Consider the following 13,034-nt stretch of genomic DNA (forward strand, 5'->3'; position numbering starts at 1 on the left):
GTTCATCCGCCGTGTCCGCGGCTCACCCCACCCCATCACGCACTCCGCTTCGCGGCCCGCGTGCCGACCCTCCCCTCCAGGGAGGGTGAAGGGGCGCGATGCTTGCGGCCTTGAGGTGAATAGCTGCGAGCGATTGTCGGAAACCGTCGGCTTCGCGACCATGTCGGACGTCCGACATTGTCGGGTGCTGATAATTTTGCACGAAATCAGTGGCTTGCCGTCTGTGCCCGCGCTGGCACAGCGGTTGCACTTGTTGATGTCGGACCCAACAAATGGAGGCCGACCATGATCATTCTCACCGAACAAGCCGGGACCGCTGTGAAGGCTGCGATGTCGCGCGCCGGCAAGCTTGAAGCCGGGCTGCGCGTTATGGTCGAGGCGGGCGGCTGCGCCGGCTACAAATACCTGATCGGTCTTGATGCGGAGCCGCGTGTCGATGACGCTGTGGTCGAAGCCGGTGGCGTTAAGGTGTTCATCGATCCGGACTCGCAGCCGCTGCTGTCCGGCATGACCATCGACTTCGTCGAGAGCCTGGAAGGCTCCGGCTTCACGTTCGACAACCCCAACGCCGGCACTAAGTGCGGTTGCGGTAAGTCGTTCGGTTAAGCGCAGCGCCAGCCACGGGAGCGGGCCATGCTCAGCCTCGGCAAGTTCGATCATCACTTCTCCACTTCCCCGAATGCCGGTCCGCTGCCGCAGGCCGATGCGGTTGGACGGTTCGGCAGCATCGGCTGGGGCGACGCCGTCAAGTTGATGCTGAAGGTCGAGCCCGACGACGGGCGGATCGCGCAGGCCCGCTTTCAGGCGTTCGGCTGCAGCTCGGCGATCGCCGCCTCGGCGGCCCTCACCGACATGATCACCGGCAAGACCATCGATGAAGCCAGCGGCATCAGCGCCGCGGCGATCGCCGACTACCTGGGCGATCTGCCGCGCGAGCGGATGTACTGCGCGGTGATGACGTTCGAGGCCCTGCAGCAGGCGATCGGTTCGTATCGCGGCAAGGCCGCAGTGGCCGAGGCCGATGCGCCGCCGGCCTGCAAGTGCCTCGGCGTCGGCCAGATGATGATCGAGCGCACCATTCGCTTCAACCGGCTGACCAGCCTCGACGACGTCACCGCCTACACCAAGGCTGCCGGCAGCTGTAGTACCTGCTTCAAGCAGATCGAATCCCTGATCGCGCGCGTCAATGCCGAGATGGTCGAGGACGGCCTGATCGCGGCCGAAGACGCCTACCGGATCGGCTCTGCGAGGCCGCGCGCCGCCGAGTTGAAGCCGCACGGCGCGCCGCCGCCGGCCGCCAATATCTTTGCCGCCAAGGCGACCCCCGCGCATCTGCGCCCGATCACTAAGGCCACGCCGTCACGTCCCGTGCCTCCGCCGGCCGGACTGGTCGATGCGCCGCCGCAGGAGGCGCTGATCGCCGAGGCGGTCGAAGAATTGCGGCCGCATCTGCAGCGCGATGGTGGTGACTGCGAGTTTGTCAGCCTCGACGGCAACATCGTCTATGTCCGGCTGTCCGGCAATTGCGTCGGCTGCCAGCTTTCGTCGGTGACGCTGTCCGGTGTGCAGGCGAAGCTGGCCGAGAAGTTCGGCCGGCCGCTACGCGTGGTGCCGGTGTCATGAACGAGCCGGCAGACATCGTCTATCTCGACGCCAATGCAACGACGCGGACCGATCCGCGCGTCGTCGAAGCGATGCTGCCGTACTTCTCGCTGTACTACGGCAACCCGTCATCGAAATACGGGCTCGGCGGTCACGCCGCGCTTGCGGTCAAGCGGGCGCGCGAACGCGTCCAGGCGCTGGTCGGGGCCGCGCAGCCGCATGAGCTGATCTTCACCTCGGGCGGCACCGAGAGTAACAACGCCGCGATCCTGTCCGCGCTGGAAGCTGCGCCGCGGCGGCGTGAGGTGATTATCTCGGCGGTCGAACATCCGGCGGTGCTGTCGCTGTGCGCCTGGCTGGAGAAGAACAAGGGCATCCGCGTTCATTTGATCCCGGTCGATCGTCAGGGCCGGCTCGACATTCTGGCCTATCGCGAAGCGATGTCGGACCGTGTCGCGATCGCGTCGATCATGTGGGCCAATAACGAGACCGGCGTGATCCAGCCGGTGGCGGATCTGGCTGAGCTTGCCAAGGAAGTCGGCGCGCTGTTTCACACCGACGCGGTGCAGGCGGTCGGCAAGTGCCCGATCGATCTGCAGTCGACCATGATCGACATGCTGTCGTTGTCCGGACACAAGCTGCACGGCCCAAAGGGCGTCGGCGCGCTGTATGTCCGGAACGGCATCCGCTTCAAGCCGCAGATCAAGGGCGGGCAGCAGGAACGCGGCCGCCGTGCCGGGACCGAGAACGTGCCAGGCATCGTTGGCCTTGGTATCGCGGCTGAGCTTGCCGCTGGCGCGATGGCCGACGAGGACATCCGCGTGCGAGGTCTGCGAGACCGGCTCGAACGCGAGATTCTGGCGCGGGTCGATCATTGCGTCGCCGTCGGTGCTCGCGCCGAGCGCCTCCCCAACACCTCGAACCTCGCATTCTCGTTCATCGACAGCGAGGCGATCATTACGCTGCTCGACCGAGCCGGCATTGCGGCGTCGATGGGCTCGGCGTGCGCGACCGGTTCGTTCGAGCCGTCGCATGTGCTGCTGGCCATGAAAGTCGCCGAAGACGCGGTCCGGGGCGGCGTGCGTTTCTCGCTGTCGCGCGACAACACCGATGCAGACATCGACCGCGCGCTGGAAGTCGTTCCCGCCGTGGTCGCCAAGCTGCGGGCAATCTCGCCGTTCGGGGCCGATGATGCTCCGCAAGCGGTCGGGCGTTCGTCTGGAAGTGCGCAAGGAACAACCCATGTCTGAGATCAAGTCTGAGATCGTCCGGCCGGATCAGTCCTGCGGTTTTCAGTCCGCGCCGATCGTGCTCAACGACACCACGCTGCGCGATGGTGAGCAGGCGCCGGGTGTTGCGTTCTCCACCGCCGAAAAGGTCGCGATCGCCCGCGCATTGGCGCGCGCCGGCGTGCCGGAAATCGAGGCCGGGACGCCTGCGATGGGCGCCGACGAGATCGCGGCGATCCGCGCCATCGTCGAGGCCGGGCTGCCGCTAACGACGATTGCCTGGTGCCGGATGCGTACCGAGGACGTCGATGCCGCGCTGAAGGCCGGCGTTTCGATGGTCAATGTTTCGGTGCCGGTGTCGGACGTACAGATCGCTGCGAAGCTCGGCGGCCTGCGCTCGAATGCAATCGAAACCGTCAAGCGCGTGGTCGGCTATGCCCGCGACCGCGGCCTCGACGTCGCCGTCGGCGGCGAGGATTCTTCGCGTGCCGATCCCGAATTCCTCGCCGAGGTGATTGCCACCGCGAAGGCATCCGGCGCGCGCCGGTTTCGGATCGCCGATACGCTCAGCGTGCTCGACCCGTTCTCCAGCCACGCGCTGCTCGCGGCGCTCCGTGCCTCGACCGACCTCGAGCTTGAATTCCACGGCCACGACGACCTCGGCCTTGCCACCGCCAATACCCTTGCAGCGCTGCGCGCCGGCGCCACGCATGCTTCGGTGACTGTGATCGGTCTTGGTGAGCGTGCCGGCAACGCGCCGCTCGAAGAAGTTGCGGTGGCGCTGAAGCAGCTCTATGGCCGCGACACCGGCATCGTGCTGTCGGAGCTCGGCAACGTCGCCGATCTGGTCGCGACCGCGGCGGCCCGTACCATTCCGCTCAACAAGGCGATCGTCGGCGAGCACGTCTTCACCCATGAATCGGGAATACATGTCGACGGACTGCTCAAGGATCAGCGCACCTACCAGTCGCTCGATCCGAATCTGTTCGGCCGCTCCAACCGCATCGTCATCGGCAAGCATTCCGGGCTGTCGGCGATCACCTCATCGCTCGCCAAGCTCGATCTGCCGGCCACCGCGGACGAGGCGCAGGGCATCCTGGCCAAAGTTCGCCGTTATGCGGTCACCCACAAGGGCCCGGTTGGCAACGAGACTCTGATCGCGATCTGGCGCGAGGTCCGCGAGCGGACGCTCACCACCTGCGCCTGAGCGGCGACAACACACCAAGGCGACCCAGATGAGCCCATCCGCCGTCACCGAACCCGCCGATATCGTGGCCCGGCTGCAGCGCGCCGGCTCCGCCGAGGATTTCTTCGAGCTGCTCGGCGTCGATTACGATCCCAAGCTGCTCAACGTCGCGCGGCTGCACATCCTCCGGCGCATGGGTCAGTATCTCGCCGGTGAAGATCTCGAACACCTGCCGGGCGACGAAGCCGCTGCCCGCTGCAAGGCGGTGCTGGAGCGGGCTTATGCCGATTTCGTCGCGTCCTCGCCGCTCGATCAGCGGGTGTTCAAGGTGCTGAAGGACGCGGTGGCGCCGAAGACGCCGAAGCGCCCGGCTTTCGTCCCGCTCGACGCGTTGAAGTAACCGCGCCTCTTGGTTCTGCTGTCGACGGCCCGTCGCGTTCGCGGCGGGCCGTTTTGCTGTGCCTGCCAGACGCATTTTCTCACATCCATGTCGTGTTTGGCAGGTGATCTCACAGCGGCGTGAAATGTCTGGTCGGTCACGCCGCTGTCGCCTTCCCGACAAGTGTCGGAGTTGTCGGATTGCAACCCTCGGAAGCGCCGGTAACAATCCCAGTCGCTCGTCGCAAATGATTGGTTTGGCGCGATATTTTCCTCGGCGGAAAAGTTGGTACGAGGCTTGCTCATAAGTCTCCGTCGTCAAGCTTCTGTCAGCAAGCGCGGAGCCCCTCCATGCATATCGTCGTCTGTATCAAGCAGGTTCCGGACTCGGCCCAGATCCGCGTGCATCCGGTCACTAACACGATCATGCGCCAGGGCGTGCCGACGATCATCAATCCCTACGATCTGTTCGCGCTCGAAGAGGCGCTGCGGCTGCGTGACAAGCTCGGCGGCGAAGTCACGGTGCTGACGATGGGCCCGCCGACCGCCGAGGACTCTTTGCGCAAGGCGCTGACCATCGGCGCCAACCGCGCCGTGCTGCTGACAGACCGCTTCTTCGCCGGCTCTGACACGCTGGCAACCAGCTACGCGCTCGCCGCGGCGATCCGCAAGATCGGCTCCACCTTTGGTGCCGTCGATGTGGTGTTCACCGGCAAGCAGACCATCGACGGCGACACCGCCCAAGTCGGCCCCGGCATCTGCAAGCGGCTCGACTTCCTGCAACTGACCTACGTCTCGAAGGTCTCTTCGCTCGACCTCGAAGCCCGCACCATCGAAGTCGAACGCCGCTCCGAAGGCGGCGTGCAGGTGCTGCGCAGCAATCTGCCATGCCTGATCACGATGCTGGAAGGTACCAATCAGGTGCGCCGCGGCTCGATGGTCAACGCGCTCAACGCCGCCCGCGCCGAGGTGGTGAAGTGGAGCGCGCAGGACGCCGGCGTCGAAGACATCCAGAAGTGCGGCCTGCGCGGCTCGCCGACGGTGGTGAAGCGCGTGTTCGCGCCGACCCCGCGGGCCGAGAAGGCCAAGGTCGTTGAGGCCGCCGGCCAACCGCCGGCGGAAGCGCTGATCGACGAAATCTTCAAGCTCCGGCCCAAGCTCGAGAACGAAATGTTCGAGCTGGCGCGCGGATTCTGACAACCCGAACAGAGAGCCGCTTCGATGAGCCAGCCCGCCAAGCCTGCCCCGCAGCCCGCCGGACGCGCCGCCGCCAAGAAGGAGCTGCCCGAGCACTTCAAAGCCTACAAGCACGTCTGGGTGTTTATCGAGCAGGAGCGTGGTCACGTTCACCCCGTCTCCTGGGAGCTGATGGGCTCCGGCCGCCGCCTCGCCGATAAGCTCGGCGTCGAGCTCGCCGCGGTGGTGATCGGCCCGACCGGTGACGCCACCAAGGCTGCGGTCGCCGAGTCGTTCTGCTACGGCGCCGACCTCGCTTACGTCGTCGCCGACGACGTGCTGACCGACTATCGCAACGAGTCCTACACGAAGGCGCTGACAGATCTGGTCAATACCCATAAGCCGGAGATTCTGCTGCTCGGCGCCACGACGCTCGGCCGCGACCTCGCCGGCGCGGTGGCGACCACGCTGCTGACCGGCCTGACCGCGGACTGCACCGAGCTCGAAGTCGACTCTGACAACTCGCTCGCCGCGACCCGTCCGACCTTCGGCGGCTCGCTGCTCTGCACGATCTACACGCTGAACTTCCGCCCGCAGATGGCGACCGTACGGCCGCGCGTGATGTCGATGCCCGAACGGGTCGAGAAGCCGGTCGGTCGCGTCATCGAATTTCCGCTCGGTCTGGTCGAAGCCGATATCGTCACCAAGATCCTGGCCTTCGTGCCGGATCGCGACAAGGCGACCTCGAACCTCGCTTACGCCGACATCGTCGTGGCCGGCGGTCTCGGCCTCGCTTCGCCGGAGAATTTCCAGCTGGTGCGCCAGCTCGCCGGCGTGCTCGGTGCCGAATACGGTTGTTCGCGGCCGCTGGTGCAGAAGGGCTGGGTGTCGGCCGACCGTCAGATCGGTCAGACCGGCAAGACCATTCGGCCGAAGCTGTACATCGCCGCCGGCATCTCCGGCGCGATTCAGCACCGCGTCGGCGTCGACGGCTCCGACCTGATCGTCGCGATCAACACCGACAAGAACGCGCCGATCTTCGATTTCGCCCATCTCGCCCTCGTCACCGATGCGATCCGCTTGCTGCCGGCGCTCACCGAAGCGTTCCGCAAGCGGCTGTCGCCGCACACCCGCGATCGGATCGCGAGCTAACAGGAGGCTGCCATGATCGAAGAACGTTTCGACGCCATCGTCGTCGGAGCCGGCATGGCCGGCAACGCCGCGGCGCTGACCCTGGCCAAGCGTGGCCTGAAGGTGCTGCAGATCGAGCGCGGCGAATATCCGGGCTCGAAGAACGTGCAAGGCGCGATTCTCTATGCCGACATGCTCGAGAAGCTGGTGCCCGACTTCCGCGAGGATGCGCCGCTGGAGCGTCATCTCGTCGAGCAGCGGTTCTGGATGATGGACGCCAAGTCTCACACCGGTCTGCATCACCGTTCGGAAGACTTCAACGAAGAGAAGCCGAACCGCTACACCATCATCCGCGCTCAGTTCGACAAGTGGCTGTCGAGCAAGGCCCAGGAAGCCGGCGCGATCGTGCTGTGCGAAACCACCGTCAAGGAACTGGTGCAGGACGCTTACGGCAAGGTGATCGGCGTGATCACCGATCGTGAAGGCGGCCAGGTGCATGCCGACGTCGTGGTGCTGGCCGAAGGCGTCAACGGCCTGCTCGGCACCAAGGCCGAGCTGCGCGAGCGTCCGTCGCCGGAGAACGTCGCGCTCGCCGTGAAGGAAATGCACTTCCTGCCGCGCGAGACCATCGAAGCCCGTTTCAATCTGAAGGGCGACGAGGGCGTGGTGATCGAGGCTGCCGGCACGATCTCGGCGGGCATGACCGGCATGGGCTTCATCTACACCAACAAGGAGTCGATCTCGATCGGCATCGGCTGTCTGGTGTCGGACTTCCAGAAGACCGGCGAGACCCCGTACGGCCTGCTCGAACGCTTCAAGAAGCATCCGTCGGTGGCGACGCTGATCGAAGGCTCCGAAGTGAAGGAATACGCCGGCCACCTGATCCCGGAGGGTGGCTATAAGGCGATCCCGCAGCTCTATGGCGACGGCTGGGTCGTGGTCGGCGATGCCGCGCAGCTCAACAACGCAATGCATCGCGAGGGTTCGAACCTGGCGATGACCTCGGGCCGGATCGCCGCGGAAGCGATCTTCCAGGTGAAGTCGCGCAAGGATCCGATGACCAAGGAGAATCTCGCGCTCTACAAGAAGATGCTGGATGACTCCTTCGTCATGAAAGACCTGAAGAAGTACAAGGATATGCCGGATCTGCTGCATATCCGGTCGCAGAACTTCTTCCTGACCTATCCGCAGCTCGTCAACAAGGCGCTGCAGAACTTCGTACGGGTCGACGGCACGCCGAAGATCGAGAAGGAAAAGACCACGATCAAGTCGTTCGTTTCGGCACGGTCGTGGGGCGGATTGTTCGGCGACGCGTTCCGCTTCGCGCGGGCGTGGCGATAACTCAGCGGGATTCGAGAGAGCGGAGAACGGACGATGACAACGGAAGCCCCGGTTCGCGTCGAAGACAAGCTGTATCAGAACCGCTATCTGGTCGACGTCGGCAACGCCCACATCAAGGTCAAGCCTCACACCAAGCCGTCGCCGCAATTGCTGGCGCTGCTGAAGATCTGCCCGGCGCATTGCTACGAGCTCAACAGCAACGGCCAGGTCGAAGTGACGCCGGACGGCTGCGTCGAATGCGGCACCTGCCGCGTGCTGGCCGAAGGCGGCGGCGATATCGAGTGGAGCTATCCGCGCGGCGGCTACGGCGTGCTGTTCAAGTTCGGCTGAGAGCACCGCGCCAGGACGACGGCCCGCGCAGGCAGGAGACACCGCCTGAGCCTCTGTGGCTGCTCGCTTCGGCCCTGGTTGCTTCATAGCGCAAGACATCATGCCCGGGCTGGTCCCGGGCATTGGTGTTTATGGATCCGCCCTGCTGTTGTGGCTGTGTATGCTCGTGGCGACCATAACCGCATAGTAAGGAAACGCGCGGCGTCGTCTCCAACCATGCGCTGCAAAGGTCTGTCTCCGGATTCGCGACGCGCGCTGCGCTCGCTCCTCAGCATGGAGCGCATTGCGTGCGACGAGGAAACCGCGTCGATTGGTCGATGAAGGGCGACAGATGGAGAGCGGGAAGGGTCAGGCGACCGAGCAGCTCAGTCGTGAGGCCGCCAGGAACCGCCGTCTCTTATCGCCTCACGCCGCCGAGTTGAGCACGTGCTGCGGGCCGACGGTGCCGCGTCGCAGGCCGAAGCCGCGGCGGGCCAGCCATTGCTGAATACGTGGCGAGTCCAGCGTCGCTTCTTCGGCGAGGCCGCTGGTGAAGCAGCGCCACGGCGCCAGATGCCGCTCGGGAACGCCGACGATGACCGGAATTCCCTGATCCACGGCGTCGCTGATGACGTCGCTGAGGCCGCCGCCATCGGCTTCGAGCTTGCCGAATTTGTTGACGATCAGCAGTTCGGGGGCATTGCGGAACGAGGCTGCGATCAGTGCGGCTGCCTCCTGCACGGCTTCCGGATCGACGCGGCAGCCGTGGGGCTGCTTGTCGCGCTCTTCCGCGAGCTGAAGGATGAAGTGGGAGGACAGTTCCTCGACTTCCATGTCACAGCGCGGGCCGCCGTCATCGACGACCGCCTGATACGGCACCAGACCCGCGACAACGACGCCCGCGTCGCGCAGCCGTCGGCCGAGATCCGACATCAGCCTGCAAGCGGCTGCGCCGTCGGTGTACACGATCGCGAGAATCGAAGGCCGTCCCGACCTGCCGTGAGAAAAGTCCATCGCGTCTGCTTTGCCCCAAATGCGACTTTCGCCTTAGGACATGCCAGAACCCGCAAACTGCTTCTTTGCGTCAAATCAATCCGACTTCAGTAGGGCTGGCGAACGAAAGCGGCGGACCGCCATGCGATCCGCCGTCTGATTTGTGCGGCCCTCGGCCGCGGCGATGGTGATCGGCTCAGTTGGCGCCGAGCAGCGACTGTGCGGGCCGATTGGCGGACGGCAGCAGCAACGAGCGCAGCTTGGCGTATACCCGCACGCCCAGCCCGACGAGCCGCGGCTGGGTGCGGCGGCAGAACGCGATCTTGCGGATGTGGCCTTCGACATGCCAGCGCGCGCTGGCGCCGTCCTTGAAGAAGATCACGTCACCTGGGCCGTAGCGCTTCGCCGGCATGCCGGCGCTTTCGATCACCACCGAGCCTTCGAGAATGCAGATGGTCTCGTCGATGTCGTAGTGCCAGTTGAACTTGCCTTCGGTGCACTGCCAGATAATCGTCGACGCCATGCCGTCGGCGCTGCGCGACAGCGTGCAGTTCGTTGCGACCGGATTGCCTTCGATGATCCACGACGGCTCGATCGGCGCCGGCTTCAGCTCGACGTCGGTGCGGGAGGTGAGGATCAGGTCGTTGGGCATCGGGCGTCTCCTGCTGATCGTTGTTCGGTTGTGATGCTGGTCGTTTCCGGAAAGAAGCTCGCGTAACTACGCGGCCTGGGCGTGCTGACGTCGCAGCACGAGCTGCGCGACTGTCGCGGCCGAGGTGAAATTCTCCGGCGTGATGTCGGACTGCGGCAGCGTCATGTCGAATTCGGCTTCCACGGCGAGCATCAGGTTGACCATCTCCATCGAGGTCAGTCCTGCATCGGCAAACGTCGTGTCGCGCTTGATGTCGCCGGAGAGCCCGTTCTGCGTCAGGATCGACTCCACCAGAGCGAGCACCTTGCTCTCCACCGCAGCCGCCGAGCCTGCCTGCATGACGCGATCTCCTTGATGTGTTCGAAGTCTTGCGTGCGCCTCACGGACGGTTTGGTCCGCGCACGCAGCTCGCTATCGTTGCGGCGATGTAATCGCAACTGCCTGTGGGAGACAATGCTCCGCCGAGTGTCGACATATTCATTCGAATTTTAACACTAACGGGGATTCCGAAAATTTTCGCGATCGGCGCAAAGTCCGATTAACCCTCAATTCGAGTCCAAATTGATTCACTTTGAATTCGCCTCGACGTGTTCCTGACCAATCCATAGCTTGCTACCAGCAGCGATCGACGGTTCGGCGCAGCCGATCTGATCCCGATCGCGAATGATACACACGGCGCACGTCCGCATCAGGGAGTTCACGACCATGGCGATCATCACCGATAACGCGGTTCGCGACTTCACGGCTCAGCCGGCCAACGACAAGTTCGGCACCGAGCCGATGCCGTTGATGCAGCGCGTGGTTCACGTCGCGGCGATCGCCGCCGCTCATGCGGAGGCGGTCGATCGCGAAGCCCGGTTCCCCAAGGCGGCGCTCGATGCGGCGCGCGAGTACGGTCTGCTCGGCGCGCAGATTCCGATCGAGTTCGGTGGCGAGAGCGCTTCGGTCCATGACATCGCCGAGATGTGCTACGCGCTCGGGCGCGCCTGCGCCTCCACCGCGATGATCGTGGCGATGCACCAGACCAAGGTGGCGTGCCTGATCCGCCATGGTCGCGGCAACGCCTGGCACGAGCAGCTGATGCGGCGGATCGCTGCCGAACAGATGCTGCTGGCGTCGTCGACCACCGAAGGCAACAATGGTGGCAACATCCGCTCCAGCGCGGCGGCGATCGAGCGGACCGAAACCGGCATCGCGCTGGTGCGCGACGCCACTGTGATCTCCTACGGCGCCGAAGCGGATGGCGTGATGACCATCGCGCGCCGCGCGGACGATGCCGCCGCCTCGGATCAGGTGCTGGTGGTGTTCACCAAGGACGACTACACGCTGACGCCGACGCTTGGTTGGGAAACGCTCGGCATGCGCGGAACCTGCAGCACCGGCTTCGAGCTGCGTGCGACCGGTCGGACCGATCAGGTGTTCACCGAATCCTACGATCGCATTCATGCGCAGACGATGACGCCGGTGGCGCATCTGAGCTGGTCGTCGGCTTGGGCCGGCATCGCTGCTGCCGCAGTGGAGCGGGCGCAGGCGTTCGTTCGCAAGGCGGCGCGCGGCGCCGGCGGGCAGATGCCGCCCGGCGCGGCGCACTTCACCAGCGCCAAGCGCTCGCTGACCAAGTTGCGGGCGATGATCGCCACGCATCTCGACGCCTACACCGCGCATGAATTCGACGAACGCGCGCTGAGCTCGCTGGAGTTCCAGTCCTCGATCAACCTGCTCAAAGTCGAAGCTTCTGAACTTGCTGTCGAGACGGTGATGAGCGCGATGCGCGCCTGCGGCCTGTCGGGCTATCGCAACGATGGCGACTTTACCCTCGGCCGTCATTTGCGCGACGTGCTGTCTGCGCCGCTGATGATCAACAACGATCGGATCCTCGCCAATATCGGTACCGCCAATCTGATGAGCCCGGTGCCGGCGAGCCTGCGCGATTAATCGACCGTCAATCGTCAACGAGGAGGCCGCTTCATGAATATGGCGATTCGTACCACGCCGGCCGAAGCCGAGCTGCAGCCGGTCGATCCGCTTGATCACCTGGCCGAGCACCTGTTCCACAAGCTCGGCGCGGACGGCGTCTATGCGCGCACCGCGCTGTACGAGGGCGTGGTCGAGAAGCTGGCGGCGCTGATCTCGCGGCACCGCGAGGACGGCACCGAAGTGATGCGGTTTCCGCCGGTGATGAGCCGCCGTCAGCTCGAGAAGTCGGGCTATCTGAAGAGCTTCCCCAATCTGCTCGGTTGCGTCTGCGGCCTGCATGGCACGGAGCAGGAGATCAACGCGGCGGTCAGCCGGTTCGATTCCGGGGGCGATTGGACGACCTCGCTGTCTCCCGCCGACCTCGTGCTGTCACCCGCGGCCTGCTATCCGGTGTATCCGATCGCGGCCAGCCGCGGTCCGCTTCCGGCGGGCGGCGCGCGTTTCGATGTCGCTGCCGATTGTTTCCGCCGCGAGCCGTCGAAGCATCTCGACCGGCTGCAATCGTTCCGGATGCGGGAATATGTCTGCATCGGTGCACCGCAGGATGTCGCGGATTTCCGTGAGCGCTGGATGGTGAAGGCGCAGGCGATCGCCCGCGATCTTGGTCTGGCCTTCCGCGTCGAAACTGCATCCGATCCTTTTTTCGGCCGCGTCGGCCAGATGAAGGCCATCAGCCAGCAGCAGCAGGCTCTGAAGTTCGAACTGCTGGTGCCGTTGCGCTCGGAAGAGCAGCCGACGGCCTGCATGAGCTTCAACTATCACCGCGAGCATTTCGGCGTCACCTGGGGGATCGAGGATGTGGCCGGCAACCCGGCCCACACCGGCTGCGTCGCCTTCGGCATGGATCGCCTCGCGGTAGCGCTGTTCGCGACCCACGGCATCGATACGAGTGCTTGGCCGGCCAGCGTGCGCGATGTGCTGTCGCTCGACTGACGGCCTTGCATTGTCATTCCGGGATGCGCTGCGTGAGACCGGAGTCTCGATAGTCGGATCGTTCACCTCTCCCGCTTGCGGGAGAGGTCGGATCGCGTCAGCGATCCGGGTGAGGGCACTCCTCTCC

At 64.9% G+C, this 13,034-nt stretch carries 14 protein-coding genes; 11 read left to right on the forward strand and 3 right to left on the reverse strand.

The features are described from left to right. The first annotated feature begins 285 nt into the window (after window positions 1-285). The 9 genes from DYI24_RS11000 (at window position 286) to DYI24_RS11040 (ending at window position 8,373) form a co-directional block, all read left to right on the forward strand. Window positions 286-606: a HesB/IscA family protein gene (locus DYI24_RS11000; RefSeq protein ID WP_013504427.1), complete on the forward strand. Its 321-nt coding sequence runs from the start codon at window positions 286-288 to the stop codon at window positions 604-606. A 27-nt stretch (window positions 607-633) separates the two neighbouring features. Beyond that, window positions 634-1,623 (forward strand): Fe-S cluster assembly protein NifU, encoded by a 990-nt coding sequence (gene nifU, locus DYI24_RS11005; protein WP_164572319.1) that lies wholly within the window; start codon window positions 634-636, stop codon window positions 1,621-1,623. Then, on the forward strand, window positions 1,620-2,852 hold the full coding sequence (nifS, locus tag DYI24_RS11010; RefSeq protein WP_107357088.1) for a cysteine desulfurase NifS: 1,233 nt from the start codon (window positions 1,620-1,622) through the stop codon (window positions 2,850-2,852). Before nifU ends, nifS begins: the two co-directional genes overlap by 4 nt. Continuing rightward, complete coding sequence (gene nifV, locus DYI24_RS11015; protein WP_107346151.1) at window positions 2,845-4,038, forward strand: homocitrate synthase; 1,194 nt, start codon at window positions 2,845-2,847, stop codon at window positions 4,036-4,038. Before nifS ends, nifV begins: the two co-directional genes overlap by 8 nt. A gap of 28 nt (window positions 4,039-4,066) precedes the next feature. After that, window positions 4,067-4,417, forward strand: a complete 351-nt coding sequence (nifW, locus tag DYI24_RS11020) for a nitrogenase stabilizing/protective protein NifW (protein ID WP_164572320.1) — start codon at window positions 4,067-4,069, stop codon at window positions 4,415-4,417. 329 nt (window positions 4,418-4,746) lie between these two features. Then, window positions 4,747-5,592: an electron transfer flavoprotein subunit beta/FixA family protein gene (locus tag DYI24_RS11025; RefSeq protein ID WP_107346149.1), complete on the forward strand. Its 846-nt coding sequence runs from the start codon at window positions 4,747-4,749 to the stop codon at window positions 5,590-5,592. Window positions 5,593-5,616: 24 nt separating this feature from the next. Then, a complete protein-coding gene (locus tag DYI24_RS11030) occupies window positions 5,617-6,723 on the forward strand; it encodes an electron transfer flavoprotein subunit alpha/FixB family protein (RefSeq protein ID WP_107346148.1) in 1,107 nt (368 codons plus the stop codon). Between the two features lie 12 nt (window positions 6,724-6,735). Further along, the gene (locus DYI24_RS11035) at window positions 6,736-8,043 is read left to right on the forward strand and encodes an FAD-dependent oxidoreductase (protein ID WP_107346147.1); all 1,308 of its coding nucleotides are present in this window, start codon (window positions 6,736-6,738) and stop codon (window positions 8,041-8,043) included. Window positions 8,044-8,076: 33 nt separating this feature from the next. Continuing rightward, complete coding sequence (locus DYI24_RS11040; protein WP_107346146.1) at window positions 8,077-8,373, forward strand: ferredoxin family protein; 297 nt, start codon at window positions 8,077-8,079, stop codon at window positions 8,371-8,373. Between the two features lie 405 nt (window positions 8,374-8,778). Here DYI24_RS11040 and DYI24_RS11045 read toward each other — a convergent pair whose 3' ends face one another. The 3 genes from DYI24_RS11045 to DYI24_RS11055 form a co-directional block, all read right to left on the reverse strand. Beyond that, a complete protein-coding gene (locus DYI24_RS11045) occupies window positions 8,779-9,366 on the reverse strand; it encodes a DUF2478 domain-containing protein (RefSeq protein ID WP_107346145.1) in 588 nt (195 codons plus the stop codon). Window positions 9,367-9,541: 175 nt separating this feature from the next. Next, entirely contained in the window at window positions 9,542-9,997 is a 456-nt protein-coding gene (locus DYI24_RS11050) for a cupin domain-containing protein (protein ID WP_164572321.1), read from the reverse strand. Window positions 9,998-10,063: 66 nt separating this feature from the next. Continuing rightward, a complete protein-coding gene (locus DYI24_RS11055; protein WP_107346143.1) occupies window positions 10,064-10,336 on the reverse strand; it encodes a phosphopantetheine-binding protein in 273 nt (90 codons plus the stop codon). Between the two features lie 366 nt (window positions 10,337-10,702). On the opposite strand from DYI24_RS11055, the gene DYI24_RS11060 reads away from it, so the two are divergent. After that, window positions 10,703-11,932: an acyl-CoA dehydrogenase family protein gene (locus tag DYI24_RS11060; RefSeq protein WP_164572322.1), complete on the forward strand. Its 1,230-nt coding sequence runs from the start codon at window positions 10,703-10,705 to the stop codon at window positions 11,930-11,932. Between the two features lie 33 nt (window positions 11,933-11,965). Beyond that, window positions 11,966-12,907 carry an amino acid--[acyl-carrier-protein] ligase gene (locus tag DYI24_RS11065; RefSeq protein WP_164572323.1) on the forward strand — a complete coding sequence of 314 codons (942 nt, stop codon included), beginning with the start codon at window positions 11,966-11,968 and terminating at the stop codon, window positions 12,905-12,907. The last annotated feature ends 127 nt before the right edge of the window (window positions 12,908-13,034 follow it).

The organism is Rhodopseudomonas sp. BR0C11 (genome assembly GCF_010820945.1).
GTDB lineage: Bacteria > Pseudomonadota > Alphaproteobacteria > Rhizobiales > Xanthobacteraceae > Rhodopseudomonas > Rhodopseudomonas palustris_H.